The organism is Roseovarius gahaiensis, assembly GCF_011601345.1.
In the GTDB taxonomy this organism is placed as follows: Bacteria; Pseudomonadota; Alphaproteobacteria; order Rhodobacterales; family Rhodobacteraceae; genus Roseovarius; species Roseovarius gahaiensis.
This window is the reverse complement of sequence record NZ_JAAORB010000006.1, coordinates 1-24,743: the sequence shown is the minus strand read 5'-3', so window position 1 is coordinate 24,743 and position 24,743 is coordinate 1. Positions and strand designations below refer to the sequence as shown.

Genomic DNA, 24,743 nt, shown 5'->3' with positions numbered 1-24,743 from the left:
GCGTTTCCTTTTGTCCTGTTATGGAATCAGAATTTGTTGGCGGGGATCTTGAAGTAGCTGCTGCCGTCGCTTTCGGCTTCGGGCAAGCGCCCGCCGCGCAGGTTGACCTGAAGCGCGAAAAGTATCCGGTCGGGCAGCCCCAGCGTCGCATCGCGGGTATCGCGGATTTTCATGAACGCGTCACGGCTGGCCCCGCCGACCACATGCGGATTGTCAGCCTGATGCTGGGCCACTGTTGCCTCCCACGCGGGATCTTGGCGGTCATTTACGGGGGGATAGTCATGGCCGATGAACAGGCGGGTGTCATCAGGCAAGGCCAGAATGGCTTGCAAGCTGTCATACAGCTCGCTTGACGAGCCGCCGGGGAAATCAGCGCGCGAGGTGCCGACATCGACATGCATCAGCGTGTCATGCACAAACGCCGCATCATCGCCCACCACATAGGTGATCGACCCCAGCGTGTGACCGGGCGACAGCATCACGCGCACCTCCAGATTGCCCAGTTTGAACGTGTCACCGTCTTCGAACAGGCGGTCGAAATCGCGGTCCGGATCAAAGACGCCGGGGGTGTTATAAAACCCCTCCCACAGTTTGGCGATGTCGCGCACCTTGGCACCGATGGCCGCAGGCGCGCCCAGTTGATCCTTGAGCCATGCCGAGGCCATCATATGATCGGCATGAGGGTGAGTATCGAGAATCCATTCCACCGTCAGACCCTGCTGTTGCACGAAGTCCAAAACGGCCTGCGCGCTATCGGTCGAGGTGCGCCCCGAGGCCGGGTCGAAATCAAGCACAACGTCAATCAGCGCGGCTTTCTTCGTGGTTGGATCAACGGCCACATACTGAATCGATCCAGTGGCCGGATCATGAAAGCCTGTCACCGTTGGTGACTGCGCCCCGGTCGAAGGGCTGGTGCGGTTGAACATGGGTGTCCCCTTTTTTAATGGTCACTTGCATTCAGATAATGGAATATAATGTCGTTCCAACCCGCATGCGCTGCATTTCTTTTTTTACCGGCCCGGCGGGGGCAATCCCGATCTGGCAGAATCGGCGCAAGCCATGCTAGGTATTGGGGCATGAACAATCACAGCCCCAAGATAAGCCAGACTGCCCCGGTGATCCGGCAACTTGACGATGCGGCGATCAATCGGATCGCTGCAGGAGAAGTTGTGGAACGTCCGGCGTCAGCGGTCAAGGAACTGGTGGAAAACGCGTTGGATGCGGGCGCGCGGCGGGTTGAGGTGGCTTATGCACAAGGCGGCAAGACCCTGATCCGCGTCACCGATGACGGCTGCGGAATTTCGCCCGGCGATTTGCCACTGGCCTTGTCACGTCACGCAACCTCGAAGATCGACGGATCGGATCTGCTGAACATCCATACCTTCGGCTTTCGCGGCGAGGCCTTGCCCAGCCTTGGCGCGGTGGGGCGGCTGACCATCACCTCGCGCGCGGCGGGCCATGACGGGGCCGAGATCAGCGTCAGCGGCGGCCAGATGGCCAAGGTTAAGCCCGCGGCGCTGAACGGCGGCACCACCGTCACCCTGCGCGATTTATTTTTTGCCACACCCGCGCGGCTGAAATTCATGCGCACCGACCGGGCCGAAACGCAGGCCATCACCGATATCGTCAAACGGCTGGCCATGGCCGAGCCGTTCGTTGCCTTCACGCTGCGCGATGTGTCGGATGGCGGCGACGGGCGCGTGACCTTCCGCGCCGATGCCGAAACAGGCGATATGTTCGACGCGCTGCACGGGCGGCTCGCGCGCATTCTGGGGACGGACTTTGCCGACAACGCGCTGAAAATCGACGCCGAGCGCGAGGGGCTGCGGATGACGGGATACGCCGCCTTGCCCACCTATTCACGCGGATCGGCCGTGGCGCAATACCTGTTCGTCAACGGTCGCCCTGTGCGCGACAAGATGATGATTGGCGCACTGCGAGCCGCCTATATGGATGTGCTCAGCCGCGACAGGCACCCGGCGGCGGCGCTGTTCATCGACTGTGATCCGATGCTGGTGGACGTCAACGTGCACCCGGCAAAATCCGAGGTGCGGTTCCGCGATCCGGGGTTGGCGCGCGGGTTGATCGTGTCGGGGCTGCGCCATGCGCTTGCCGAGGCCGGGCACCGCGCCTCAACCACGGTGGCGGGGGCGACCCTTGGCGCGATGCGGCCACAGACGGCAGGCCCGGCCCCGGTGTATCAGATGGACCGGCCCTCGGCACAGGCGCGCGCCGCATCTTATCAAGCGCAAGCGCCGGGCTTTGCCGAGATGGCCAGCGATTACAGCGCGCGGGTGGAACCCATGGCCGAGGCTGGCACGCCAGAGCCAGACAAGACCGCGCCGCAAGACCTGCCGCTTGGCGCGGCCAAAGCGCATCTGCACGAAAATTACATCGTGGCGCAAACCCGCGACGGCATGGTGATCGTCGATGCCCATGCCGCGCATGAGCGGCTGGTTTACGAAAAGCTCAAACGCCAGATGGCGGAAAACGGCGTGGCCGCGCAGGCGCTGCTGATCCCCGAAATCGTGGACCTGTCCGAAGGCGACGCCGCCCGCCTGTTGGAACTTGCCGATGATCTGGCGCGGCTTGGGCTGGTGATCGAACCCTTCGGCGGCGGAGCCGTCGCGGTGCGCGAAACGCCCGCCATTCTAGGCCAGTGCGATGCTCGTGCGATGGTGCTGGACATTGTTGACGAACTGACTGATCAGGGCGACAGCACCACCGTCAAAGCGCGGATCGACGCAATCCTAAGCCGGGTGGCCTGTCACGGCTCGGTGCGGACGGGGCGGCGGTTGCAGGCCGATGAAATGAACGCGCTGCTGCGCGAAATGGAAGCGACCCCGCATTCGGGCCAGTGCAACCACGGGCGGCCCACTTATGTAGACCTCAAGCTGGCCGATATCGAACGGCTGTTCGGACGCACATGATCCAGATTGGCGAAAGCAGTTATTCCTTATCCGACCCGCTGGTGACGGCCGCGCTGATTGGCGCGGGCCTTTTGCTGTTGGTCTTTGTTTTGCTGATCATGGCGGTGCGTGCCGCCGGGCGATCGGCCCGGATGACGGAACCACTGGCGCAACAAGTCAGCCAGTTGGGGCAAAGCGTGCAATCGCTCAGTGACGGGCAGCATCAATTGGCGGGCGGGCTGAACCATGTGTCCGAGGCGCAAGCCGCAGCACAGTCCAACATGCTGCAATTGATGGAAAAGCGGCTTTCACAAGTGTCAGGACAAATGACCGAAAATCTGCAAGGCTCAGCCCGGCGCACGGCGCAGTCGCTTGGCGAGTTGCAGCAGCGGCTGACCGCCATCGACAAGGCCCAAGACAACATCACGAAATTGTCGGGCGATGTGCTGTCGTTGCAAGACATCCTAAGCAACAAACAAACGCGTGGGGCCTTTGGCGAAATCCAGCTAACCGATATCGTCTCCAAGGCGCTGCCCTCGGACAGCTACACCTTGCAGGCGACGCTGTCGAACGGGCGGCGCGCCGATTGCCTGATTCACCTGCCCAACCCGCCGGGGCCGATCTGCGTCGACAGCAAGTTCCCGCTTGAGGCTTACGAGGCGCTGCGCCGCGCCAACACCGATTGGGAGTTGAACGAGGCGGCCAAGTTCCTGCGGGCATCGGTGCGCAAGCACATCAAGGATATCAGCGAGAAATACATTCTGGATGGCGAAACCGCCGATGGCGCGCTGATGTTCCTGCCGTCCGAAGCGGTTTACGCCGAATTGCACGCTAACTTCCCCGAACTGGTGCGCGACGGGTTTACGGCGCGGGTCTGGATCGTGTCGCCGACCACCTGCATGGCCACGCTGAACACCATGCGCGCCATCCTGAAAGACGCCCGTATGCGTGAACAGGCCGGCGCGATCCGGCGGGAACTGGGCCTGTTATTCGCTGATGTGGATCGTCTGGGCACACGGGTGGAAAACCTTGATCGGCATTTCAATCAGGCGGCCAAGGATATCAGCGACATCAAGATTTCCGCCGACAAGGCGGGCAAACGTGCCCGGCGGCTGGATAATTTCGATTTCGAGGAACTGGCCCCCGACACCGAAACCGCCATCGTGTCGCTGCCCAAAGAGGGGTGATCGCGGGCGCAAGCCCGACATGAGCCGATCTGACATCCACCGAATATGCAACCAAAAGGCCCGGCACATTGGCTGCCGGGCCTTTTTCTTTGTTGCGCTGTTTTATGACGACCTATCGAAATGAAAGCATGTAAGCGCCAAATTCTCTTTAGCGTTGATTACATCTGGCCTTCGACAACCGTCAGGCCAAGGCTGTGCCACGCCTGCATCCCGCCACGATAGTAATAGATTTTCTCGGGCGGGTAGCCTTCGCGCAGCATTGCCTTGATCGCCATGGGGGATTGGCCACACCACGGGCCATTGCAGAACAAAAGCACCTCTTCGGCGTTGGTGCAATCCCAGTTGCCCGCGCCGCCAGTGCAGCCGATTTCGTCCAGACGGCTGGCCATTTCCGTGTAAGGCATGTTGATTGCACTTGGTATTGTGCCATCAAGGTGCCAATCCAAGGTTCTGCCATCAATCAGCTTGATACCTTTTTCTGCGAGTTCCAGAACCTCAATCTCACCAACAGTGGTGACGCCCGGTGCAACTTCGATCGGCTGAACGCAGAAAGGCGGGCAATTCCGCGAAGTTTTCGCATATTTCGGGTCGATTGTCGCATCAGGATCCTGATTGCGCATGATTTCCACCGGGCCGTCGACAGTTTCAACCGTGACACTTCCGATCTCGCCATTGATCCGCACATCCAGCTCCTCGGCTGAAACCTGCGAAAAAGAAACGCTCGTGATAAACACGGCTGCAAAGAGTTGTTTCATGATACCTCCCGTTTTTTGTATACGGGCGAGCTTAAATTCGAAGACACGCATATGTCGAGGCTTGAAATACTGTCCAATATCCAAAACATCGAAACAATCGTGGAGCAGCGCCACAGCACGTCACCGGGCGGCAGGGGGCCCGCGCTCTCAATCCGGGACTGTGGCAGGCCTTACATCGTCTCCAGACAATGCCGCCGGAAGGCGCGTTTGAGCATATCAAGTTCTTCGCGCAGAAGGGTCATTTCAGCGCGGATATCATAGCTAAGCGCGTCGCCCGACAGCAGGGCAAAGCTGTTGAGCGTGTCGCCGGTTTTCTTGTCGTGGATCAGAAAGGTTTGCACCCCGTCCGCGATCAATTCAGCCGGAATAGGCACGCGGATGATCCAGCCGTCTTGCTCGGGCTTTTCCTTGACCTCGACCCCGGAAAGCGCGGTTTGCAGGTGGGTCACCTCGATCTCGGGCTGGTAATTGCCGCTGCCTTCGCGGGTCAGCACACCTTCCCACACGCCTTGGAACAGCCGGGTTTTGGTCAGGGTCAGATCACTCATAACAGACTCCCTTAAAGATCGGCGCGCGGATGGCGGCAGAAGGTCAGATCGCGCAAAACAAGTTGGCTCATTTCCGGGTTTTCAAAGATCAAATCCACCCACGCCCGTTCAATTCGTTTTTCATTGAGGTTGGAATAAGCCAGATCAAACTCGACCAAGACATCATCTTCGTGCAGGGGCAGTTCGCGCACAATCTGTTCGGCATTCGGCCCGTGCTTGATGTTCAGGCGCACAAAGATTTCCAGCGGTTTTTCCATCTCGATGATCGTGTGCATGCGGATCAGGTGACGCCGCTGCAGCCTCTGCACGGCCTCGGACGGCAAATCCAGCAACAGCGACAGGAAAGACCCGTCAAAGCGAAACACATCCATGCGCAGGCCATAAGGGGCCAGATCAGCCTCGCGATTGTTGCGCAACTGGCGCAGGGTCAGTTCCGATTGCTGGCAGTCGTGAAACAAGGTGATCTCGTTGCCCAAGCGGGATTTGCTTTCAACCGAGGACATACCCGGCACATCCAGCGGTTCGCGCCACAGTTTCGGGCGCCAAGACCAATCCGTGCCATGCGGTTTGGGAAAGGCGTTTGATCCGATCATCGGCAAGGCCAGACGATTATCGGCGACCGAGATCAGATCATTGAGAAAATGACGCAATTGCCGGGCGCGGGCGCGTTCAGTGCGCAGCTGTGACAGCGGCATGGTTGCAGCGCCACGCGCCGCGCGCCGCCAGCGACGCAGCCCACGCCGATGCACGATCCAGTCCAATAGAGAACTGCGCAGTTTGATCATGTGCGCTCCATCCTGCCCCAAGGGTCGGCCTATCGTGCCTGTGTTCCCCTTCCATAGCATTAACCCGAATTTGGAAACAATCCACCCAGTAGCCGTTTGACCCCGGTCCCAATGCCCCGCTCTGACCCATTCCGCGTGGCCGAGGTCACCTCTGCATCCAACTGCGGGCTGCGGCGGCGCAGCTCTTCGGCCAGATCCATAAGCAGGCGCAAGCCTTGCTGGTCGGCCAGCGGGCTGTCTTGCGGGCCATAAACGGCAAGGCCCATAAGATGCCCGTTGATCACCATGCCGCCACGCCAATAACGCGAATCGCCCCCCGGCAAGGCCCGCGCGCCGCCGGAGGCGAAATGCACGATCGACAGGCCATCGCCGTCGATTGTCTGCAAGGGTTCATCGCCGGGCATCGAAGCGGCGATGTCAGACGCGCTCGGCATCGCACGGTCGCTTTGGCGCGGCAGTACGGACACCGTGATCAACCCCGGCTCAACCGGGATCCCGGCCTGCCCGGTCAGGCTTTCGCAACTGCCTATGGGAATAAAGGCCCCGAAGGTGCCGCGCTTGATCTGTGTCGCGTCCAAGCAATAGCCGCGCGGCGCAGTGACCACGACCTCGTCATTGTAAAGGCTGATCTGATCCAAAGTTTGATCTGCACTGTCGGGCGCACCGCGCGTGGCACCTGATAGGTCCACACACCCGGCCACCGCCAACACACTCATTACAACGGCGGTTCGGCGCAACACGCGCCGAACCAAGGCCCTGCGCTTACAGGTCCATATATACATGGCGCTCGGCCTTGCCGCCCGGATGCGTAACCGCGCCCTTGTAGGTTTCGCCAACCAGTTGCGCGAATTTCCAGATGGCGCCGGTGGCGTAAATCGTGTCACGCGGACCTTTCCAGTTTTCGTTGCGCTTGGCCAATTCCTCATCCGACAAATCAACGCTCAATTCGCCTTTGATGGCATCAATGGTGACAACATCGCCAGTTTCGATCAGCGCAATTGGGCCACCGTGGGCTGCCTCGGGGCCGACATGGCCCACGCAGAACCCACGGGTCGCGCCGGAAAACCGGCCATCGGTGATCAACGCTACCTTTTTGCCCATGCCCTGCCCCGAAAGCGCAGCGGTCGTGGCCAGCATTTCGCGCATGCCGGGGCCGCCTGCCGGGCCTTCGTTGCGGATGACGATCACCTCGCCCTCTTCATAGCCGCGCGCCTTGACCGCCTTGAAGGCGTCTTCTTCACATTCGAACACGCGGGCCGGGCCGGTGAACACCTGATGTTCGGGGGCGATCCCGGCGACCTTCACGATGGCACCCTGCGGGGCAAGATTGCCCTTGAGCCCGACCACACCGCCGGTTTTCGTCAGCGGTTTGTCGATCGGATAGATCACGCGGCCGTCAGCCTCACGGTCGATCAGGTCCAGCTCTTCACCGATGGAACGGCCCGTGGCGGTCATGCAATCCTCGTGGATCAGGCCGGCCTTGCGCAGTTCCTTCATCACAACGGGAATGCCGCCTGCATCATAGAGATCCTTGGCCACATATTGCCCGCCGGGTTTCAGATCGACGAAATAGGGGGTATCGCGGAAAATCTCGCAAACATCCTCAAGATAGAACTCGATCCCGGCCTCATGCGCGATGGCAGGCAGGTGCAGGCCCGCATTGGTGGACCCGCCGGTGCAGGCCACGACGCGCGCCGCGTTCTCAAGGCTTTGCCGGGTCACCACATCACGGGCGCGGATGTTTTTTTCAAGAAGGTCCATGACCGCGCGGCCCGAAGCTTCGGCATACTGGTCACGCGATTCATAGGGGGCAGGCATGCCCGAGCTGTTCATCAGCGCAAGGCCAATCGCCTCGGAGACACAGGCCATAGTATTCGCGGTGAACTGACCACCACACGCGCCCGCCGACGGGCAAGCCACGCGTTCAAGCGCGTCAAGCGCCCTGTCCGACATCTGTTTGTTCTGGTGCCAGCCGACCGCTTCGAACATGTCCTGAACAGTCAGGTCACGGGTGCGGAATTCCTCGGGAATCTCTTCAATCTGCGGGGCTTTGCCGGGCAGGATAGAGCCACCATAAATGAACACGGACGGCACATTCAGCCGCACCATGGCCATCATCATGCCGGGCAGGGATTTGTCACAGCCCGCCAGACCGACAAGCGCGTCATAGCAGTGGCCGCGCATCGTCAGTTCCACGGTGTCGGCAATCGCCTCGCGGCTGGCCAGTGAAGAGCGCATCCCCTCATGGCCCATTGCAATACCATCGGTCACGGTGATCGTGGTGAATTCACGGGGTGTGCCATGCGCCTCTTTGACGCCGCCCTTGACGGCCTGCGCCTGACGGCTGAGGGCGATGTTGCAAGGCGCGGCCTCGTTCCAGCAGGTCGCGACGCCGACCAGAGGCTGATGAATCTCGGCCTCGGTCATGCCCATGGCATAATAGTAGGACCGGTGCGGCGCGCGTTCTGGGCCTTCGGTTACGTAGCGACTGGGCAATTTGGATTTGTCGAACTTGGTCATAAGGGCCTCCCCGTGAGTGTTGCATCCGGGTTTAAGTGACAGCGCAACAAGGAACAAGAGCCTCGTGTTGCCGCAGCCGACATGCCGGACCGAAACCTTTTGGGCCGGTCGCGCCGTCGGGGTATTCCGCACAGCGCGGCAATCCACTAGCGTAAGCGCATGAGATACGCGCCGCATGACAAATTGATCGCCCCTGCCCGGTCCAGCGCCCATCCCGTGCGGTTGCTGGCCGGGGTGATTTTGACAATCGTTCTGTTTCTGGTTCTCAGTTCCGGCTTTTCGGCTTTGTTACAATCGCTTATCGGGCCATCCGCGTGGCAGGCGCTCTCGCCTGCACTGCAAACCGGCACGACGCCTGTATCGGTCTTGATCAACCTGTTTATTTTTGGCCTGCTGGTTATGGCGCTTGCGGTGACGCTAAGCGTTGTGCACCGGCGCACGCTTGGCAGTCTTTTGGGGCCGCTTGGCCCGGCAGTGCGACAGTTCAGGCGCGTTGCGGCAGCCCTGATAATTTTGCTGCTGGTTGTAGTTTTCCTGCCGACGGGCAATGCCTTGCGCCCTGTCCCGAACCTGCCTTTTGGACTTTGGCTGTTGTTTTTGCCGGTCGGGATGCTGGCAGTGCTGGTGCAAACCACCGCCGAAGAACTGGCCTTTCGCGGCTACCTCCAAAGCCAACTGGCCGCACGCTTCAGGCATCCCCTGATCTGGATGGGCGCGCCCTCTGCCCTGTTCGCTTTGTTGCATCTGGACCCGTCCGCACATGGCGACAACACATGGCTTGTGGTGATCTGGGCCGCCTGTTTTGGGCTGGCCGCGTCAGATTTGACAGCCCGCAGCGGCACCTTGGCCCCGGCCATCGCCTTGCATTTCGTCAATAACCTGAACGCCATTCTGATCGCGGCGCCCAAGGGATATTTTGATGGGCTGGCGCTGTATGTTTACCCGTTTTCATTACAGGATTCCGACGGGGTGTGGGCATGGTTTCCCGCAGACTTGATGATGCTGGGCTGTGGCTGGCTGGCGGCGCGCGTAGCCTTGCGCCGCTGATTGCATTTCTTTGCGCAGCCCCTTATCTGGAACGCAAACCGCAACAAAGGGTCACGCGCCATGAACTGGATCACCAACTATGTGCGCCCGCGCATCAACTCGATCTTCTCGCGCCGCGAGATGCCCGAAAACCTGTGGTCCAAATGCGACGACTGCGGCACGATGCTGTTTCACCGAGAGCTGAGCGACAATCTGAACGTCTGCACCAATTGCGGACATCATATGGCGATTACGCCGCGCGCACGGTTCAACGCCTTGTTTGACGGCGGCATGTTCTCGGAAATCGACGTGCCCGCCCCCACGGTGGACCCTTTGCACTTCCGTGACCAAAAGAAATATCCCGACCGGATGCGCGCCGCGCAGAAATCAACCGGCGAGAAAGAGGCGATGCTGGTGGCCACCGGCGAAATGGGCCGCACCCCGATTGTCGCCGCCGCGCAGGACTTCAGCTTTATGGGCGGGTCAATGGGCATGTATGTCGGCAATGCGATCATCGCGGCCGCCGAAGAAGCGGTAAAACTAAACCGCCCGCTGGTTTTGTTCTCCGCCGCAGGCGGCGCTCGGATGCAAGAGGGCATCCTGAGCCTGATGCAAATGCCGCGCACCACCGTTGCCGTGCAAATGCTGAAAGAAGCGGGGCTGCCCTATATCGTTGTTCTGACCCATCCAACCACGGGCGGGGTCACCGCGTCATATGCGATGCTGGGGGATGTGCATATCGCCGAGCCGAACGCCCTGATTTGTTTCGCCGGGCCACGGGTGATCGAACAGACCATTCGCGAAAAACTGCCCGAAGGGTTCCAGCGCGCCGAATACCTGCTGGATCACGGGATGCTGGACCGCGTCACACCACGCACCAAGATGCGAGACGAGTTGATCACCATCATTCGCATGCTTTTGGACGAACCACCGGCCGTGCGGGGCGATCTTCCCGCGCCCGAGCCTGCAACCGAAGACGCCCCCGAAGCGAAACAGCCGGATACGGCTGAAGAGCCGGCCGACAAAGCATGAGCAGCGCAACATCCGACATCATCCTTGACCGGATGATGTCGCTTCACCCCAAGATCATTGATTTGACCCTTGATCGTGTCTGGCGTCTGCTGGACGCCTTGGGCAATCCGCAGGATCGTTTGCCACCGGTCATCCATATCGCCGGGACGAACGGCAAGGGATCGACCCTTGCGATGATCCGCGCCGGGTTGGAGGGGGTCGGCCTGCGCGCGCACGCCTATACCTCGCCGCATCTGGCGCGATTTCATGAACGTATCCGTCTGGCTGGCGATCTGATTTCCGAAGATGACCTGACGGCGGTTCTGGACGAATGTTATGCCGCCAATAACGGCGAAAACATCACTTATTTCGAGATCACAACCTGCGCGGCCCTGCTGGCCATGAGCCGGGTTGAGGCCGATTATACCCTACTAGAGGTGGGCCTTGGTGGGCGGCTGGATGCGACCAATGTCGTGGCAACCCCGGCCCTGACTGTGATCACGCCTGTGTCGATCGACCACGAACAATTTCTGGGCGATACGCTGGCCAAGATCGCGGGCGAAAAGGCCGGGATCATCAAGCGCGGGGTTCCCTGTATCGTCGGCCCTCAGCCCGATGATGCGCTTGAGGTGATCGAGGCGCGCGCCGCAACCCTTGGGGCACCGCTGATTGCGCAGGGCCAGCATTGGCATGTGTTCGAAGAACGCGGAAGGCTGGTGTTTCAGGATGAAACCGGATTGCTGGATTTACCGCTACCCAACCTGCCCGGCGCGCACCAGATCGAAAACGCAGGCGCGGCGCTGGCGACACTGCGGGCGCTGAACCTTGGCGAAGACACTTTCAACGCCGCCGTCACTCAGGCGCAATGGCCTGCGCGAATGCAGCGCCTGCAACACGGGCCGTTGATTGATTCCGCCCCCGACGCGGAACTGTGGCTTGATGGCGGCCACAATGCCGCCGCCGGTCAGGCGCTGGCCCGTCATCTGGCCATCCTGCCCAAACGGCCAACGCATCTTGTGTGCGGGATGCTGAACACCAAGGATATCACCGGCTATCTGTCGCCCTTGGCCGCCCATGCCGACAGCCTGACCGCCGTGTCAATCCCCGGAGAGGCCAACACCCTGCCCGCAGCGGAAACCGCCCGCCAATCCCAGCTTGTCGGTTTGCAGGCAACCACGGCCGACAGCGTGTTGAGCGCTGTGCAAACCATCTCGGACAATGATCCCCATGCCCGCATTCTGATCTGTGGCTCGTTATATCTGGCCGGATCGATTTTGCGCGAAAACGGCTGACACTCGGCCAAAGACACAGATAAGAATCACTGCATATTGACCGATTCGTAGCGATTCGCGTATATCTTGCGAAGATCACACTGTCGGGGCCCGCTTGCGCGGCACGCTCACGGCACGTCGGGGATAAACAAATGACACGTAGGACCGGGGCGGCGGCATCAACCCGCTGCAGAAAAAGCCGATGATCCGCATTGTGGCCATTGCGGGCGGATTTCTCGCCGTGACGCTGGGTCTGATCCTTGTGCAAAAAGACAACCAGCCGCGCGCGGTGGCCGCACAGGAGCCGCGAAACTCCACGCCAGCCCAATCTGACGCCCCCAAACTGGCCAATACCGATCCGGCCCCTGCTGCGGACGTGACCGATCCTAAAGCGCAAGAGGTCCGCCGCAATACAGATGGCTTGCCCCGTGTTGACCCGCCAGAGGCGTCGCAAACGGTCACAGCGGCGCGGACAGGCCAAAGGCCGACTGCGAACAGGACCGCGTATTCAACGCCCGCGCATAATAACGTGGACTTGGAAAAACTGATCGCCGGGGCGATGCAGCAAGGCCAGTCGCCCGCCTATATTGCGGCGCTGGTCAAGGGCACGATCACCGGCGAAGGCCCGTCGCCCGCCCCGCGACTGGTGCGCGACGGATCGCTGGATATCGCATCGCTGGTCGGGGCATTGGGCGCACCGGCCACAACGGCACAGGCCCTGTCAAATCCAGTCACCTACACGGTTCAACCCGGAGATACCTTGCCGTCAATTTCCTACAGATTTTACGGCAGCACTGCGCACAGGTCACAAATCATCGGGGCCAACTCTGACAGTTTTACCAATGGTCCCACTCTGGCGATTGGTCAGCGGCTGGTCATACCCACGCTTTAGATTTTTCAAGTTACGCGGCAGGTGGGAAATGAGGGGCCGGTTCAACGGCCCCCTTTCTTTTTCAGCTTGGTAACGTGCGATGACGACAAAACCGGGCCTGTTTCCAAGCCCGGTTTCGAATTTGTCTGTCGCTGATTTGCCCGGCGTCAGTGCAGTTTCGCGTCAACTTCTGAAATAGCCTCGTCGATCAGCTTGTTCCCGTCTGTCGCGGTCATATTCTTGGCCACAACATCCTTTGCAGCGCCAATCGCGATGCGTACAGCTTCGTCGCGCACTTCACGGATCGCACTGGATTCGGCCGATGCAATTTGATCCTCGGCGGCCTTCAAGCGACGTTTTATCGACGCCTTGATGTCTTCCTTGGCCTGATCAGCAGCTTCGTTGGCCTCGGATTTGGCATGCGCAATGATGCGGTCTGCCTGCTCCTGAACCTCTTTCTGCTTGCGCTCATAGCTGGCCAGAAGGGTCTGTGCTTCTTCACGCAGGGCGCGGGCCTCATCCAGTTCGGATTTGATGCCCTCGGCGCGCTTGTCCAACATGCCCGAAATCAGCGTTGGCACCTTGAAATAGAGCAAAATGCCGATAAACAGCAGAAAGGCCAGCAGCACGACAAAGTCGGTATTGTTCAACGAAAAGAACGGGCCAGAGGCGGCCAGCGCCGGACCTGCCGCCATCAGCGCGACGAGCGTTGCCGTTGCAAATGTCCGCATGTCCCTTATCCCTTCATTCGTGCGTTGACAGCCGCCGTGACCGAGCGTGCATCCGCTTTGCCACCCATCGCTGCAACGAGTTCCTTGGCCGTATCCTTGGCCACGTCCTTGACGCTTTCCATGGCCCCTTCGCGGATTTCGGCGATTTTGCTTTCGCTTTCGGCCAGCTTGGCGGCAATCTCGGCGTCGGCCTTGGCCATTGCTTCATCAAGATCAGTCTGAATTTCGGCCTTGGCCTCGGCAATGATGGTTTGCGCCTCGGCGCGGGCATCAGCCAAAGCCTTGTTATAAGCTTCCTCGGCTTCGCCAGCCTTGACCTTGAGGTCTTCAGCAGCGGAGAGGTCGTTTGTGATCGTCCCCTGACGCTCGGCCAGAACAGCCGCGATGCGCGGCAGCGCGATGCGCGACAGGACGAAGTAGATCACGACGAGCGTGACCATGAGCCAGAAAATCTGGTTCCCGAAGGTCGAGAAATCCAGCTGTGGCATGCCGGGCGCGGATGCGGCGGCGTCAGCGGCGTTTTGCGTTTCGCTTGCCATGTCGTCCTCCTTGGGAACGTCCGGTTACACCGGACGGGGTGGCATCAACGCTGCCCCGTCCGACCGTAAGGATCAGTTTCCGTAGGCTTAGACGGCAAACATCAGCAGCAAGGCAACCAGGAACGAGAAGATGCCCAGTGCTTCTGCAAATGCGATGCCGATGAACAGGGTCGCGGTTTGGCCAGCAGCGGCCGAGGGGTTACGCAGTGCGCCCGACAGGAAGTTGCCTGCCACGTTGCCCACACCGATCGCCGAGCCGCCCATGCCCATGCATGCCAGACCTGCGCCGATGTATGCGCCCATTTGTACGATATCGCCTTCCATTTCGATGTCTCCTTACGTTGGAATTGGCTATAGATTGTCTATCCAGACCTGACCCGGATCAGTGTGCCGGGTGCAGCGCGTCCTTGAGGTAAACGCAGGTCAGAATGGTGAACACGTAGGCCTGAATGAAGGCCACGAGAATTTCCAGCCCGTAGATCGCCGCAATGGCGATGACGGACAGCGGGGTAACCAGCAGGCCAAGGCCTGTGGACAGCAAGATCATGGGCGCGAAGGCCGCGAACACTTTGATCACCGCGTGACCGGCCATCATGTTGCCCATCAAACGAATGGAGTGGCTGACCGGGCGCACGAAGTACGAGATAATCTCGATCAGGGCCAGCACCGGACGCAGCGGCAGTGGCGCGCTGCTGACCCAGAAAAGACCCAGAAAGCCAAGACCGTGCTTGACGAAGCCGACCACGGTCACAGTCACGAACACCAGAAGTGCCAGAACGGCAGTGACGGCGATGTGGCTGGTGGGCGTGAAGGCTGCGGGCAGAAGGCCAAGGAAGTTGGCGAACACGATGAACATGAACAAGGTCATGACATAGGGGAAGAACCCGACGGCATCCTTGCCGGCCACGTCTTCGACCATCTTATAGACGAACCCATAGGCCAATTCACCGATCGACTGGATACGCCCCGGAATAGTCGAGCGCCCCGAGGTGCCCAGCACCATCAGCGCGATGATTGCGATCACGCTGAGCGCCATCCACAAAGTGGAATTGGTGATCGTGAACATGCCCACCGGGCCATCACCAAACAGCGGCTTGATGATGAACTGATCCATCGGGTGGAAAACCAGACCGCCCTCGTCGCTATTCGCTTCCGTCGCCATCTTTCGTCCTCTTCTCGCCGCCCGTGTCTTTGGGCGCTGTCCTCTCGGCCTCTTCGGCCACTTTATCGCGCTGGATTTCCGCCGCGCTGCGCATCATCGTTTTGACGCCCGCCGCCAGACCCAGCAATGTGAACAACACAAGGAAAATCGGGAGCGTCCCAAACAGGCGATCCAGCCCGTACCCTATGCCGAAACCGATCAAAAGACCGGCCACAAGTTCAATCACCATCCGCCAAGCCAAATGCGCCTGACTGTAATGTTCTTCCATGTGGGGCTTGGCTTCGTCCTTCTTCTTGAAGGCCGCGATCCGCTTCTCAAGCTGCGCCATGCGCTCGCGTTGATCGGGATCTGTCACCGGCTTGCCCCCCTTGGAACAGTTGCGCCTTTGCTAAGCGCGAGAGCCCCCCGAGTCAAGCGCGCTTACAGGCAAGCGAGGCAAGGGTTAAAGCATTGTTGAGAAACGATTTATCCAAAACCAATGCCGCCGATCACTTTGTGCCGCAGGCCTATGGCAGGCAGAAACAGGCATATTCGCATATTCAACCAAACGGTTGACGAACAAAGGCGCGCAGGGTTTATGGCGGGCATGGCCGACCCACTTGATACCGTATTCCACGCCTTGGCCGATCCGACGCGGCGGCGCATCCTGTCGATGCTGCTGGAAGACGACATGGCGGTCACCGATGTCGCCGCCCCGTTCGAGATGTCACTGGCGGCGATTTCCAAGCACCTTGGCATCCTGACCCGTGCAGGGCTTGTCAGCCAAGAACGTCGCGGGCGGGTAAAATGGTGCAGGCTGGAACCGAACGCCCTGCGCGATGCCCGCATCTGGATGCAAAGCTTTGGTCAATTCGAAGCGGTCAATCTGGACGCGTTCGAACGCTTTCTCGAGATCGAGCTTGGCGCGGATAAGGGCGAGACCGACCGCAAGGGCGGGTGAGCGGGCGGCATTGCGGTCACGTCTACCTATGTATCGTCCCACTGTCCGGCGCGCTCTTTCAGAAAGGTCAAGAACGCCTGCACTTTGGTCGTGCGGTGCAAATCCATATGGGTGACCAGCCACAGCGGCGCCGACCATTCGTCGCGCGGAGCCAGAACTTCGGTCAGGCCACCCAGTTCGCGGGCCTGAAGGCGCGACATGAACCCGATCCCGGCCCCTTCGAAAATCGCCCGGCGCTGCGCGTGCACGTCGCCACTGCGAAAGATGATCCGCCCGGCCGGAATGGTCTGGTGCATCCATTGATCAAATGGCGCCCGCGAATCGGGGTCGTCGGCCCCACCAAAGACATGGTTCGCCAGATCGGCCTCGTCTTTTGGCAGGCCAGGCCATGCCGCGCAACGTATCCATCGCTGGCGAACAGGGTGAATTTCTGCTGATAAAACGGCTGCACGACGTTATCCGGTTGATCGGGCACCGCACCTGCGCGAACCGCCACATGCGCCTCGCCGTATTCCAGACGAAACAGGCGATTGCCGGTCAGGTAGCGCACCACCAGATCCGGATACCCGGCCTGAAACTCCGCGACGACCGGCACCAGCAAATGGCTGAGCCCGCCAAGCGATGTCACAACCAACTCGCCGGTCACATCATTGCCACGGCCTTTGATGCGGCCTGCAAGCTGTGCAAACTGATCATCCGTAGCCTGCGCCACCCGCAAAAGATCCTGACCGGCCTCGGTCGGGGTGTAGCCGCGGGCATGGCGTTGAAACAGCTTGACGCCCAAGCGATCCTCTAGCGCGTCGATATGGCGGATCACAGTGGCGTGGTGCACGCCCAGAACATCGGCGGCACCGCTGACGGTGCCCACACGTGCGACATTGAAAGCCGTGCGAATTTCATCCCAGTTATCCATGACAGGCCGCCCACCTTCTGTGCAAATCTAAACACCTGATGTTTCCCACGTCGGGTTGCGTTTGAAAAGGCACGAAGTAATTGGAGAGTCCAGTTTACCCATCACGGAGACTTCCATGACCAACACGATCCTGCACCTTGACGCATCCCCGCGCCTGTCCGATTCGGTCACACGCGATCTGACATCGAAAATTGTCAGCCGCTGGCCCGAAGCACAGGTGATCCGCCGCGATCTGGCAAAAACCCCGGTTCCACAACTGACCGATGCCTGGATTGCCGCCAACTTCACACCCGCCGATCAGCGCAGCCCAGAACAGGCGGCGGAGCTGGCTCTGTCCGATGCACTGATAAACGAGGTTACCCAAGCCGACACCCTCGTCATCGGCTTGCCTGTCTACAACTTTGCACCGCCCGCCGCGCTCAAGGCATGGATCGACCATGTGGCGCGGGCCGGTGTAACCTTCCGCTATACGGAAAACGGTCCCGAAGGCCTGATCCACGGCAAACGCGTCATCCTTGCGATGGCCTCTGGCGGCACCGGCGCCGGCTCCGAGATCGACTTTGCCAGCACGTATATGCGCCACATCCTGGGTTTTGTTGGCATGACCGACGTGACGCTGGTGGCGGCCGATCAGATGGCGCTGGATGCTGAAACCAGCCTTGCCAAAGCCTCGGGCCAGATCGAAGAATTGACACTGGCGGCATAACGCCAAGCCCGTCTTGGTCTGGCGTGGTGGGAATGCGGGCCTCGCCTGATACATGTGTCAGATCAGTCGGGGCGTTGCATTCTCACGGAGGCCGTTTGACGCCAGAAAGCGCTAAATGGCCGCCGGGCAGGATCTTCGCACCACCAAAGCCCCGCCGTTGACCGCGCCTATACCAGCGCATGTTGACTCTGCCCCGCATGCGCAGTAATGCCTTCGAAAACCTCCGGAAGTCTGTCACGCTTCCGGTCCCATGGCCACAGGCCGGGATCGCCCCCCGTCAGCGAGTTTCGCCCACGGGGGAGATTGGCATTTGGGCAGGCCCTACTTACCTTGGGCCGTAACGCAACGGGCGAGCACAAGGAGCGCTTGGCATGTTTGAAAATCTATCAGACCGCCTGTCTGGTGTTCTGGACCGCCTGACCAAACAGGGCGCGCTGTCCGAGGACGATGTCAAAGCCGCGCTGCGCGAGGTGCGTGTTGCCCTGCTGGAAGCGGACGTATCGCTGCCGGTGGCGCGGGCCTTTATTAAGAAGGTTCAGGATAAGGCCACAGGTCAAGCGGTGACAAAATCGGTCACACCGGGCCAGCAGGTCGTCAAGATCGTGCATGATGCGCTGGTCGAAACCCTCAGCGGCGAAGGCGACCCCGGCGCGCTGAAGATCGACAATCCGCCCGCCCCCATCCTGATGGTCGGGCTTCAAGGCTCAGGTAAAACGACGACCACCGCGAAGCTGGCCAAGCGCCTGCACGAACGCGAGGGCAAGCGCGTGCTGATGGCATCGCTGGACGTCAACCGCCCGGCGGCCATGGAACAGCTTGAGATTTTGGGCAAGCAGATCGGCGTCGATACCCTGCCCATCGTCAAGGGCGAAGACCCCGTGGCGATTGCCAAACGCGCCAAGACGCAGGCCAGCCTTGGCGGCTATGACGTTTACATGCTAGATACTGCGGGCCGGTTGCACATTGATCAGGAATTGATCGCGCAGGCCGCCGCCGTGCGCGATGTGGCCAACCCCCGTGAAACGCTGCTGGTGGTAGATGGTCTGACCGGCCAAGACGCGGTCAATGTCGCCGAAGAGTTTGACGACAAGATCGGCGTCACCGGCGTTGTCCTGACCCGGATGGACGGCGACGGGCGCGGCGGTGCCGCATTGTCGATGCGCTCGGTCACCGGCAAGCCCATCCGTTTCGTCGGCCTTGGCGAAAAAATGGACGCCATCGAAACCTTCGAGCCCGAGCGGATCGCAGGCCGCATTCTGGGCATGGGCGACATCGTCAGCCTTGTGGAAAAGGCGCAAGACACGCTGGAGGCCGAGCAGGCCGAGCGTATGATGAAGCGCTTCCAGAAGGGTCAGTTCAATATGAACGACCTCAAGATGCAGCTGGAACAGATGCAGAAAATGGGCGGCATGGAAGGCTTCATGGGCATGATGCCCGGCATGGGCAAGATGGCCAAGCAGATGGAAGGTGCCGGGATCGACGACAAGATCATCACCCGCCAGATCGCGTTGATCCAGTCGATGACGAAAAAAGAACGCGCTAACCCCAAGCTGCTGCAAGCCAGCCGAAAAAAACGGATCGCCAAGGGCGCCGGGCTGGAAGTGTCGGAATTGAACAAACTTCTGAAGATGCAGCGCCAAATGGGCGACATGATGAAGAAGATGGGCAAGATGGGCAAAGGCGGGATGCTGAAACAGGCCATGAAAGGTATGTTCGGCAAAGGCGGCCCCAGCCCCGAGGACATGCAAGGCATGGACCCCAAGGCGCTAGAACAGGCCGCCAAGCAAATGGGCGGCGGATTGCCCGGGCTAGGTGGTGGCGGTGGCCTGCCCCCCGGCCTAAGCGGTTTCGGCAAGAAGAAGTGACACCCACATGCCGTTGACCAACGCCCCCACCCTTGAAACCAGCCGCTTGATCCTGCGCAGCCCCGAGGCGCGCGACATCGAGCCGATGATCGCCTTTTTGCTGGATCAGGACCGCGCCGCCGGATTCGGCGCCGCGCCCAACCGGGGCGAGGCATGGCGCTGGTTTGCGCTGAATGTGGGCCATTGGCACATTCACGGCTACGGGTATTTTGCGATCGAGATGAAAGACAGCGGCGAAACTGCCGGGATCTGCGGCATCTGGAACCCCGAAGGCTGGCCCGAGCCGGAAATCGGTTGGGTCGTGTTCAACGGGTTCGAGGGGCGCAGCATTGCCCATGAGGCCGCGCAACGCGTGCGCCGCTATGCCTATGACGACCTTGGGTTCACCACCCTGACCTCGAACATCGTGCCGGGCAACCTGCGGTCTATCGCGCTGGCCGAACGGTTAGGGGCGTGGTTCGAACGTGAATATGACAACCTGCATATGGGGCGTGACTTGCTGTATCGGCACCCCGGCCCCGACATGGCCGAAGGCCGCGACGATGACGGATCGGTGGAGGCTTACGCCTGATGCCTGCAACACGGATACCCACCATCGAAACCCGGCGTCTTGTGCTGCGCGGCCCCGAGGCCGGGGATTACCCCGATTTCAAGGCCACGTTTTCGTCTTATCGGTCACGCTTTATGGGCGGGCCGCTGAACGCTTACGAAGCATGGATGCTTTATGCCGCCGAGATCGGCCATTGGAACATTCGCGGTTACGGCATGTGGATGATCCATGACAAGCAGACCCAAGAAACCTATGGCATGGCCGGTGGCTGGTTTCCCGCGGCGTGGCCCGAACGGGAACTGGCTTGGATCATCTGGCCCGACAAGGCCGGCCATGGCTATGCGCTTGAGGCGACCCATGCCGCTCGGCGCTATTTCTACGAGGATCTCGGATGGGACGGCGCGGTCAGCTATATCGACCCCAAGAACCTTGACTCGATCCGTCTGGCCGAACGTCTGGGGGCGGTCAAGGATCGTGACGCCGCAACCATCGACGGCAACGACGCAGTATATCGTCATCCGTCGCCGGACACACTGAAATCCGGACAGTTGAATGACGGGATCGAGTTGGAGATCAATCATTATTGCGATCCGCTGTTTAAGCCGAAAGGGTTTGCCATTGACTGATCAAGCCACCCTGCGCGCCGCCCAGTTGCTCAAAGAGCACCGCGAAAGCATCGACCGGCTGGACGCGATCCTTGTGTATACCTTGGGTGAGCGGTTCAAGCACACCCAATCCGTGGGCCAGTTGAAGGCCCATCACGACCTTCCCCCGTCCGATCCGGCGCGCGAAGCCGCGCAGATCGCACGGCTTGAAGAATTGGCAGCACAGGCCGATCTGGACCCTGAGTTCGCCAAGAAGTTTCTGAACTTCATCATCGCTGAAGTTATTCAGCACCACCGAAAGCATCAATCGTAAGGTGGGCCTTGCCCTGCCAAACTCTCGCCATTCAAAGGAGATACCCCCATGGCCATGAAAATTCGTCTCGCCCGCGGCGGCAGCAAAAAGCGCCCGTTTTACCGCATCGTCGCAACCGACTCGCGCATGCCGCGTGACGGCCGCTTCATCGAAAAGCTGGGCACCTACAACCCGCTTTTGCCGAAAGACAGCGAAGATCGCGTCAAGATGAACATGGAGCGTGTTCAGCACTGGTTGGATCACGGCGCACAGCCGACCGACCGGATCAGCCGCATGCTGGAAGCCGCCGGTGCCATCCCCAAGAAAGAGCGCGCCAACCTGAAAAAAGGCACACCCGGCAAGAAAGCCCAAGAACGCGCCGAAGAGAAAGCCGCGAAAGCTGCTGAAGCTGCCGCTGCCCCCGCAGCAGAGGCCGCCAGCGAAGAATAAGCTGGCAAACGAGGTCGGCCATGTCGCGGTTTTCATCAGATTTCCAGACCGACCTGATCGAGTTGATGCGGTGGCGGCGCGATGTGCGCCGCTTCCGCCCCGACCCGGTGGACGAGGCCGTGCTGCGCGCGTGCCTCGACACTTTTTTGCTGGCCCCGTCAGTGGGGCTAAGCGAGCCTTGGCGCGTGATCCGGGTCAACAGCCCCAAGGCCCGCGCCGCTGCGCTGGACAATTTTACTAAAGCAAACGATCAGGCCCTTGGCGGCTATGAAGGAGAGCGCGCGCAGCTATATAGCCGCCTCAAGCTGTCCGGCATGGAAATCGCGCCAGTTCACCTGGCCATTTTCTGCGATGAAAGCACCGAAAAAGGGGCCGGTCTGGGCGCTGGAACCATGCCCGAAATGCGCCGATATTCGGTGGTCGGGGCAATCACTCAGTTTTGGCTGATGGCCCGCGCCCACGGTTTGGGTGTGGGTTGGGTTTCGATCCTTGATCCTGCGCAGTTATCGCATGATCTGGATGTGCCGGACACGTGGCAGCTTGTTGGGTACCTTTGTGTTGGCTGGCCCGAGGCCGATAACGACGCGCCCGAACTGGAACACGAAGGCTGGGAAGTACGGCGCGGGCATTTGCCCCTTGAAACGAGGTAGCTTGATGTTTCGGCCCATTCGCACCCTGATCTTGCTGGCGGTTGTCTTTTTGGCCGGTATATTCTTTGAACGGTATCAGCAGCTTGATCGCTGCACAGCGGCAGGCGGCACATTGGCCGACGGTCTTTGCCAAGGAGAACCACAATGAGCGACGACAGCCGTATTTGCCTTGGGGCGATTTCCGGGTCATTCGGTGTGAAAGGCGAGGTGCGGTTGAAAAGTTTCACAGCCACGCCCGAGGATATCGCCGCCTATGGCCCACTGGAAAGCGAGGACCGCGCACTGAGCTTCGAGATCACGCTGAGCGGGCAACCCGCCAAGGGGGCATTGGTGGCCCGGCTATCGGGCGTGGCCACCAAGGAGCAGGCCGACGCCTTGCGCGGTGTGCGCCTATACGCCGAGCGGGACCGTCTGCCCAGCCTGCCGGATGACGAGTTTTATCACGCGGATCTGATCGGGCTGGAGGTGTTCGACACCGGCGGCGCGCCATTGGGTCGCGTCAAGGCCGTGCTGAACCACGGGGCCGGCGATTTGCTGGAAATCCACGGGCCTGCGTTGAAAGCCACGGTGCTGCTGCCATTCACACGCGACGCCGTTCCAACGGTCGATCTGGCCTCGGGGCGGATCGTAGCCGATCCGCCCGAAGGCTTGTTCTAGTGTTCTGCACCTGACGCAAGATGCCCGTGCGGCGGCAAGCTTGAGGTCTGGGGGCAAGTTTTCCGAGTGGAAAGGTCCGATCACGGCTTTCAGCCCGGAGCGGTCCTTGGAATGGGGCGCAGCGTGCTATAGTTGATCAGTATTGAACCGAGAAAACGAAAGACACCGTGATGACCTTGCTGATTATCTTTGTGCTCTTGGCGATCGGGGTGTCGTTTCTTTGCTCCATCCTCGAAGCGGTCCTGTTATCGATCACGCCATCCTTTGTCGAAGCCGCCGAGGAGGAACAGCCGCGACTTGCCAAAAGTCTCAGGGCGTTGCGGGCGGATGTCGAACGCCCTCTCTCCGCGATCCTTTCGCTCAACACGATCGCACATACCGTTGGCGCGACAGGGGCAGGGGCGCAGGCTGCTGTCGTGTTTAATGATGCCGGCGTGGGCATCTTCTCTGCAGTGTTGACGTTCGGTATTCTCGTCCTGTCAGAAATCATTCCCAAGACCCTTGGCGCAACCTATTGGCGCGGTCTTGCACCCTTCGCTGTTCGGGTGCTGCCTTGGCTGATCATCATTCAGTTGCCCTTGGTCTGGATGAGCCAGGCGATAACACGGCTGCTGACAGGCGGTAAGCGTCACGCAGAGGTATCGCGTCACGAGATCACGGCGCTGACAACCGCGGGCCAGCGTCTCGGAGTGGTCGAGGAAGATGAAACGCGCGTTGTGACCAACCTGTTTCGACTGTCGGAGATATCCGCTAACGAAATCATGACGCCGCGCACGGTCATCGAACATCTTGGCGCTGATGAAACTGTCAGCGCCTTTGTCGGATGCAGAGACACGTTTCCGGTCTCTCGCTATATTGTCACCGGCGAAAACATCGATGACGTCAAAGGATTCGTGCTGACGCGCGAGCTTTTTCTGGCCGGTTTGCGCGATGGGAAGAACAAGACCGCTTCGGACTTCACGCGCGATATTCAACGTATTCCGGAAAAAACCGACCTCGATACGTTGTTCGATCTGCTCATGGAGAATGAGGCGCATATTGCACTTGTCGAAGATGAATATGGTGGAACGGCTGGCCTTGTGACCATGGAAGACGTCATAGAAACGTTGCTAGGGACCGAAATTGTCGATGAGAATGATGAGGTCGAGGATTTGCAGAGGGTCGCAAGGTTGCGGGCAATCCGCCGAGGTGACGCGCGTGAGAAATCAGGCGTTTGATCCCCTTGCGGCCTTGCAGGAGGGCACCGGCCTGGGTCCTAATGGTACCGGGTTTTGCAAACTCTGCTCCCTGCCGCTCAGGCGGCCCGGCTTGACTAGAATGCCCAATTGAAAGTGTCAGATGACGGCTGTCAGCCCCAAAATGGACATTCGTTCCGCACCTGCATTGGATGGCACCGCCTTCAGGCCGGGCCGACAGCTGACCTTCACCGCCACAGCGAGCAATCCAAGGTGGGAAGTTGGAAACCGATACTCAGGCCGCCCCGAAATCGGGCTTGGCGCAGCGCCGCCGCAACGCAGGTTCGAACCCTAAACGGTCACTCATGCTTGCTTCACGATTCCTGCTACGGCAGGGTAAATCGTGTGAATGCGGGAAGAAGAGTGAGGGAATCCATTGAGTAAATCAGATTACATTTTGAGGTCGCTATCAAAGCTGTCGAGCAAGCGATGGGAGCATTACGTTATAAACCGCCTTTTTCACAGACTGAATGATCCAGAAGTTGAGTTTAGAGCGTGTCGCCCCTGATCAGATTCAGGATTCCCATGATGCTTGCTTTGTGATTCCATGCTTTTGAGGCATATA

At 60.1% G+C, this 24,743-nt stretch carries 30 protein-coding genes and 1 pseudogene; 19 read left to right on the top strand and 12 right to left on the bottom strand.

Annotation, left to right across the window (positions count from 1 at the left end; genetic code table 11):
* Nucleotides 1-26: 26 nt before the first annotated feature.
* On the bottom strand, nucleotides 27-926 hold the full coding sequence (locus HAT86_RS05330; RefSeq protein WP_167194172.1) for an MBL fold metallo-hydrolase: 900 nt from the start codon (nucleotides 924-926) through the stop codon (nucleotides 27-29).
* 150 nt (nucleotides 927-1,076) lie between these two features.
* Between HAT86_RS05330 and mutL the strand changes: the two genes are divergently transcribed.
* A complete protein-coding gene (gene mutL / locus HAT86_RS05325) occupies nucleotides 1,077-2,930 on the top strand; it encodes a DNA mismatch repair endonuclease MutL (RefSeq protein WP_167194170.1) in 1,854 nt (617 codons plus the stop codon).
* Nucleotides 2,927-4,096 (top strand): DNA recombination protein RmuC, encoded by a 1,170-nt coding sequence (locus HAT86_RS05320; RefSeq protein ID WP_167194168.1) that lies wholly within the window; start codon nucleotides 2,927-2,929, stop codon nucleotides 4,094-4,096. Before mutL ends, HAT86_RS05320 begins: the two co-directional genes overlap by 4 nt.
* A gap of 158 nt (nucleotides 4,097-4,254) precedes the next feature.
* On the opposite strand, the gene HAT86_RS05315 is transcribed toward HAT86_RS05320, so the two are convergent.
* Genes HAT86_RS05315 through ilvD form a run of 5 tightly spaced genes read right to left on the bottom strand, consistent with a single transcriptional unit; the run spans nucleotide 4,255 to nucleotide 8,704 of the window.
* Nucleotides 4,255-4,965: a rhodanese-like domain-containing protein gene (locus HAT86_RS05315; protein ID WP_331272504.1), complete on the bottom strand. Its 711-nt coding sequence runs from the start codon at nucleotides 4,963-4,965 to the stop codon at nucleotides 4,255-4,257.
* A 56-nt stretch (nucleotides 4,966-5,021) separates the two neighbouring features.
* Nucleotides 5,022-5,399: a hypothetical protein gene (locus HAT86_RS05310; protein WP_167194166.1), complete on the bottom strand. Its 378-nt coding sequence runs from the start codon at nucleotides 5,397-5,399 to the stop codon at nucleotides 5,022-5,024.
* An 11-nt stretch (nucleotides 5,400-5,410) separates the two neighbouring features.
* On the bottom strand, nucleotides 5,411-6,184 hold the full coding sequence (locus HAT86_RS05305) for a DUF6478 family protein (protein WP_167194164.1): 774 nt from the start codon (nucleotides 6,182-6,184) through the stop codon (nucleotides 5,411-5,413).
* 59 nt (nucleotides 6,185-6,243) lie between these two features.
* A complete protein-coding gene (locus HAT86_RS05300; RefSeq protein WP_231125822.1) occupies nucleotides 6,244-6,900 on the bottom strand; it encodes a hypothetical protein in 657 nt (218 codons plus the stop codon).
* A gap of 46 nt (nucleotides 6,901-6,946) precedes the next feature.
* Nucleotides 6,947-8,704 (bottom strand): dihydroxy-acid dehydratase, encoded by a 1,758-nt coding sequence (gene ilvD / locus HAT86_RS05295; protein WP_167194162.1) that lies wholly within the window; start codon nucleotides 8,702-8,704, stop codon nucleotides 6,947-6,949.
* Between the two features lie 159 nt (nucleotides 8,705-8,863).
* On the opposite strand from ilvD, the gene HAT86_RS05290 reads away from it, so the two are divergent.
* The 4 genes from HAT86_RS05290 to HAT86_RS05275 all read left to right on the top strand — a co-directional run bounded on the left by HAT86_RS05290 (nucleotide 8,864) and on the right by HAT86_RS05275 (nucleotide 12,904).
* Nucleotides 8,864-9,751, top strand: a complete 888-nt coding sequence (locus HAT86_RS05290) for a CPBP family intramembrane glutamic endopeptidase (RefSeq protein WP_167194160.1) — start codon at nucleotides 8,864-8,866, stop codon at nucleotides 9,749-9,751.
* A gap of 60 nt (nucleotides 9,752-9,811) precedes the next feature.
* Nucleotides 9,812-10,762 (top strand): acetyl-CoA carboxylase, carboxyltransferase subunit beta, encoded by a 951-nt coding sequence (accD, locus tag HAT86_RS05285; RefSeq protein ID WP_167194158.1) that lies wholly within the window; start codon nucleotides 9,812-9,814, stop codon nucleotides 10,760-10,762.
* Nucleotides 10,759-12,033: a bifunctional folylpolyglutamate synthase/dihydrofolate synthase gene (locus tag HAT86_RS05280; RefSeq protein WP_167194156.1), complete on the top strand. Its 1,275-nt coding sequence runs from the start codon at nucleotides 10,759-10,761 to the stop codon at nucleotides 12,031-12,033. The genes accD and HAT86_RS05280 overlap by 4 nt, the downstream gene beginning before the upstream one ends.
* A 181-nt stretch (nucleotides 12,034-12,214) precedes the next feature.
* Complete coding sequence (locus HAT86_RS05275; RefSeq protein ID WP_167194154.1) at nucleotides 12,215-12,904, top strand: LysM peptidoglycan-binding domain-containing protein; 690 nt, start codon at nucleotides 12,215-12,217, stop codon at nucleotides 12,902-12,904.
* Nucleotides 12,905-13,050: 146 nt separating this feature from the next.
* Here the strand turns inward: HAT86_RS05275 and HAT86_RS05270 are convergent, their stop codons facing one another.
* From HAT86_RS05270 to HAT86_RS05250, 5 genes are all read right to left on the bottom strand, one after another.
* Nucleotides 13,051-13,614 carry a F0F1 ATP synthase subunit B gene (locus HAT86_RS05270; protein WP_167194152.1) on the bottom strand — a complete coding sequence of 188 codons (564 nt, stop codon included), beginning with the start codon at nucleotides 13,612-13,614 and terminating at the stop codon, nucleotides 13,051-13,053.
* A gap of 5 nt (nucleotides 13,615-13,619) precedes the next feature.
* Nucleotides 13,620-14,153, bottom strand: coding sequence for a F0F1 ATP synthase subunit B' (locus HAT86_RS05265; protein WP_167194150.1), 534 nt, complete (start codon nucleotides 14,151-14,153; stop codon nucleotides 13,620-13,622).
* Nucleotides 14,154-14,240: 87 nt separating this feature from the next.
* A complete protein-coding gene (locus tag HAT86_RS05260) occupies nucleotides 14,241-14,477 on the bottom strand; it encodes a F0F1 ATP synthase subunit C (RefSeq protein ID WP_038066250.1) in 237 nt (78 codons plus the stop codon).
* Between the two features lie 58 nt (nucleotides 14,478-14,535).
* A complete protein-coding gene (locus HAT86_RS05255) occupies nucleotides 14,536-15,315 on the bottom strand; it encodes a F0F1 ATP synthase subunit A (RefSeq protein WP_167194148.1) in 780 nt (259 codons plus the stop codon).
* Nucleotides 15,296-15,670: an AtpZ/AtpI family protein gene (locus HAT86_RS05250; RefSeq protein WP_167194146.1), complete on the bottom strand. Its 375-nt coding sequence runs from the start codon at nucleotides 15,668-15,670 to the stop codon at nucleotides 15,296-15,298. Before HAT86_RS05250 ends, HAT86_RS05255 begins: the two co-directional genes overlap by 20 nt.
* Nucleotides 15,671-15,901: 231 nt before the next feature.
* Between HAT86_RS05250 and HAT86_RS05245 the strand changes: the two genes are divergently transcribed.
* Complete coding sequence (locus tag HAT86_RS05245; protein ID WP_167194144.1) at nucleotides 15,902-16,255, top strand: ArsR/SmtB family transcription factor; 354 nt, start codon at nucleotides 15,902-15,904, stop codon at nucleotides 16,253-16,255.
* Nucleotides 16,256-16,281: 26 nt separating this feature from the next.
* Here the strand turns inward: HAT86_RS05245 and HAT86_RS05240 are convergent.
* Nucleotides 16,282-17,168: pseudogene (locus tag HAT86_RS05240) on the bottom strand (LysR family transcriptional regulator).
* A gap of 115 nt (nucleotides 17,169-17,283) precedes the next feature.
* Here HAT86_RS05240 and HAT86_RS05235 point away from each other — a divergent pair.
* From HAT86_RS05235 to HAT86_RS17095, 12 genes are all read left to right on the top strand, one after another.
* A complete protein-coding gene (locus tag HAT86_RS05235; RefSeq protein WP_167194142.1) occupies nucleotides 17,284-17,874 on the top strand; it encodes an FMN-dependent NADH-azoreductase in 591 nt (196 codons plus the stop codon).
* 371 nt (nucleotides 17,875-18,245) lie between these two features.
* On the top strand, nucleotides 18,246-19,739 hold the full coding sequence (ffh, locus tag HAT86_RS05230; protein ID WP_167194140.1) for a signal recognition particle protein: 1,494 nt from the start codon (nucleotides 18,246-18,248) through the stop codon (nucleotides 19,737-19,739).
* 7 nt (nucleotides 19,740-19,746) lie between these two features.
* Nucleotides 19,747-20,310, top strand: coding sequence for a GNAT family N-acetyltransferase (locus HAT86_RS05225; RefSeq protein ID WP_167194138.1), 564 nt, complete (start codon nucleotides 19,747-19,749; stop codon nucleotides 20,308-20,310).
* Nucleotides 20,310-20,915 carry a GNAT family N-acetyltransferase gene (locus tag HAT86_RS05220; RefSeq protein WP_167194135.1) on the top strand — a complete coding sequence of 202 codons (606 nt, stop codon included), beginning with the start codon at nucleotides 20,310-20,312 and terminating at the stop codon, nucleotides 20,913-20,915. The genes HAT86_RS05225 and HAT86_RS05220 overlap by 1 nt, the downstream gene beginning before the upstream one ends.
* Nucleotides 20,908-21,207, top strand: a complete 300-nt coding sequence (locus tag HAT86_RS05215; protein ID WP_167194133.1) for a chorismate mutase — start codon at nucleotides 20,908-20,910, stop codon at nucleotides 21,205-21,207. Before HAT86_RS05220 ends, HAT86_RS05215 begins: the two co-directional genes overlap by 8 nt.
* 48 nt (nucleotides 21,208-21,255) lie before the next feature.
* Complete coding sequence (gene rpsP, locus HAT86_RS05210) at nucleotides 21,256-21,636, top strand: 30S ribosomal protein S16 (protein ID WP_167194131.1); 381 nt, start codon at nucleotides 21,256-21,258, stop codon at nucleotides 21,634-21,636.
* 20 nt (nucleotides 21,637-21,656) lie between these two features.
* A complete protein-coding gene (gene bluB / locus HAT86_RS05205) occupies nucleotides 21,657-22,286 on the top strand; it encodes a 5,6-dimethylbenzimidazole synthase (protein WP_167194129.1) in 630 nt (209 codons plus the stop codon).
* Nucleotides 22,287-22,290: 4 nt separating this feature from the next.
* Nucleotides 22,291-22,434, top strand: coding sequence for a hypothetical protein (locus HAT86_RS05200; RefSeq protein WP_167194127.1), 144 nt, complete (start codon nucleotides 22,291-22,293; stop codon nucleotides 22,432-22,434).
* Nucleotides 22,431-22,943 carry a ribosome maturation factor RimM gene (rimM, locus tag HAT86_RS05195; RefSeq protein WP_167194126.1) on the top strand — a complete coding sequence of 171 codons (513 nt, stop codon included), beginning with the start codon at nucleotides 22,431-22,433 and terminating at the stop codon, nucleotides 22,941-22,943. The genes HAT86_RS05200 and rimM overlap by 4 nt, the downstream gene beginning before the upstream one ends.
* 170 nt (nucleotides 22,944-23,113) lie before the next feature.
* Nucleotides 23,114-24,160: a CNNM domain-containing protein gene (locus HAT86_RS05190; protein WP_167194124.1), complete on the top strand. Its 1,047-nt coding sequence runs from the start codon at nucleotides 23,114-23,116 to the stop codon at nucleotides 24,158-24,160.
* 142 nt (nucleotides 24,161-24,302) lie between these two features.
* Entirely contained in the window at nucleotides 24,303-24,473 is a 171-nt protein-coding gene (locus HAT86_RS05185) for a hypothetical protein (protein ID WP_167194122.1), read from the top strand.
* An 81-nt stretch (nucleotides 24,474-24,554) separates the two neighbouring features.
* Nucleotides 24,555-24,686 carry an AbaSI family restriction endonuclease gene (locus HAT86_RS17095; protein ID WP_408015001.1) on the top strand — a complete coding sequence of 44 codons (132 nt, stop codon included), beginning with the start codon at nucleotides 24,555-24,557 and terminating at the stop codon, nucleotides 24,684-24,686.
* The last annotated feature ends 57 nt before the right edge of the window (nucleotides 24,687-24,743 follow it).

What these genes read in the sequence shown, in the direction of transcription:
- HAT86_RS05330 (WP_167194172.1), bottom strand. Translation starts at nt 926, where the DNA reads ATGTTCAACCGCACCAGCCCTTCGACCGGGGCGCAGTCACCAACGGTG.
- mutL (WP_167194170.1), top strand. Translation starts at nt 1,077, where the DNA reads ATGAACAATCACAGCCCCAAGATAAGCCAGACTGCCCCGGTGATCCGG.
- HAT86_RS05320 (WP_167194168.1), top strand. Translation starts at nt 2,927, where the DNA reads ATGATCCAGATTGGCGAAAGCAGTTATTCCTTATCCGACCCGCTGGTG.
- HAT86_RS05310 (WP_167194166.1), bottom strand. Translation starts at nt 5,399, where the DNA reads ATGAGTGATCTGACCCTGACCAAAACCCGGCTGTTCCAAGGCGTGTGG.
- HAT86_RS05305 (WP_167194164.1), bottom strand. Translation starts at nt 6,184, where the DNA reads ATGATCAAACTGCGCAGTTCTCTATTGGACTGGATCGTGCATCGGCGT.
- HAT86_RS05300 (WP_231125822.1), bottom strand. Translation starts at nt 6,900, where the DNA reads ATGAGTGTGTTGGCGGTGGCCGGGTGTGTGGACCTATCAGGTGCCACG.
- ilvD (WP_167194162.1), bottom strand. Translation starts at nt 8,704, where the DNA reads ATGACCAAGTTCGACAAATCCAAATTGCCCAGTCGCTACGTAACCGAA.
- HAT86_RS05290 (WP_167194160.1), top strand. Translation starts at nt 8,864, where the DNA reads ATGAGATACGCGCCGCATGACAAATTGATCGCCCCTGCCCGGTCCAGC.
- accD (WP_167194158.1), top strand. Translation starts at nt 9,812, where the DNA reads ATGAACTGGATCACCAACTATGTGCGCCCGCGCATCAACTCGATCTTC.
- HAT86_RS05280 (WP_167194156.1), top strand. Translation starts at nt 10,759, where the DNA reads ATGAGCAGCGCAACATCCGACATCATCCTTGACCGGATGATGTCGCTT.
- HAT86_RS05275 (WP_167194154.1), top strand. Translation starts at nt 12,215, where the DNA reads ATGATCCGCATTGTGGCCATTGCGGGCGGATTTCTCGCCGTGACGCTG.
- HAT86_RS05270 (WP_167194152.1), bottom strand. Translation starts at nt 13,614, where the DNA reads ATGCGGACATTTGCAACGGCAACGCTCGTCGCGCTGATGGCGGCAGGT.
- HAT86_RS05265 (WP_167194150.1), bottom strand. Translation starts at nt 14,153, where the DNA reads ATGGCAAGCGAAACGCAAAACGCCGCTGACGCCGCCGCATCCGCGCCC.
- HAT86_RS05260 (WP_038066250.1), bottom strand. Translation starts at nt 14,477, where the DNA reads ATGGAAGGCGATATCGTACAAATGGGCGCATACATCGGCGCAGGTCTG.
- HAT86_RS05255 (WP_167194148.1), bottom strand. Translation starts at nt 15,315, where the DNA reads ATGGCGACGGAAGCGAATAGCGACGAGGGCGGTCTGGTTTTCCACCCG.
- HAT86_RS05245 (WP_167194144.1), top strand. Translation starts at nt 15,902, where the DNA reads ATGGCCGACCCACTTGATACCGTATTCCACGCCTTGGCCGATCCGACG.
- HAT86_RS05235 (WP_167194142.1), top strand. Translation starts at nt 17,284, where the DNA reads ATGACCAACACGATCCTGCACCTTGACGCATCCCCGCGCCTGTCCGAT.
- ffh (WP_167194140.1), top strand. Translation starts at nt 18,246, where the DNA reads ATGTTTGAAAATCTATCAGACCGCCTGTCTGGTGTTCTGGACCGCCTG.
- HAT86_RS05225 (WP_167194138.1), top strand. Translation starts at nt 19,747, where the DNA reads ATGCCGTTGACCAACGCCCCCACCCTTGAAACCAGCCGCTTGATCCTG.
- HAT86_RS05220 (WP_167194135.1), top strand. Translation starts at nt 20,310, where the DNA reads ATGCCTGCAACACGGATACCCACCATCGAAACCCGGCGTCTTGTGCTG.
- rpsP (WP_167194131.1), top strand. Translation starts at nt 21,256, where the DNA reads ATGGCCATGAAAATTCGTCTCGCCCGCGGCGGCAGCAAAAAGCGCCCG.
- bluB (WP_167194129.1), top strand. Translation starts at nt 21,657, where the DNA reads ATGTCGCGGTTTTCATCAGATTTCCAGACCGACCTGATCGAGTTGATG.
- HAT86_RS05200 (WP_167194127.1), top strand. Translation starts at nt 22,291, where the DNA reads ATGTTTCGGCCCATTCGCACCCTGATCTTGCTGGCGGTTGTCTTTTTG.
- rimM (WP_167194126.1), top strand. Translation starts at nt 22,431, where the DNA reads ATGAGCGACGACAGCCGTATTTGCCTTGGGGCGATTTCCGGGTCATTC.
- HAT86_RS05190 (WP_167194124.1), top strand. Translation starts at nt 23,114, where the DNA reads ATGACCTTGCTGATTATCTTTGTGCTCTTGGCGATCGGGGTGTCGTTT.
- HAT86_RS05185 (WP_167194122.1), top strand. Translation starts at nt 24,303, where the DNA reads ATGGACATTCGTTCCGCACCTGCATTGGATGGCACCGCCTTCAGGCCG.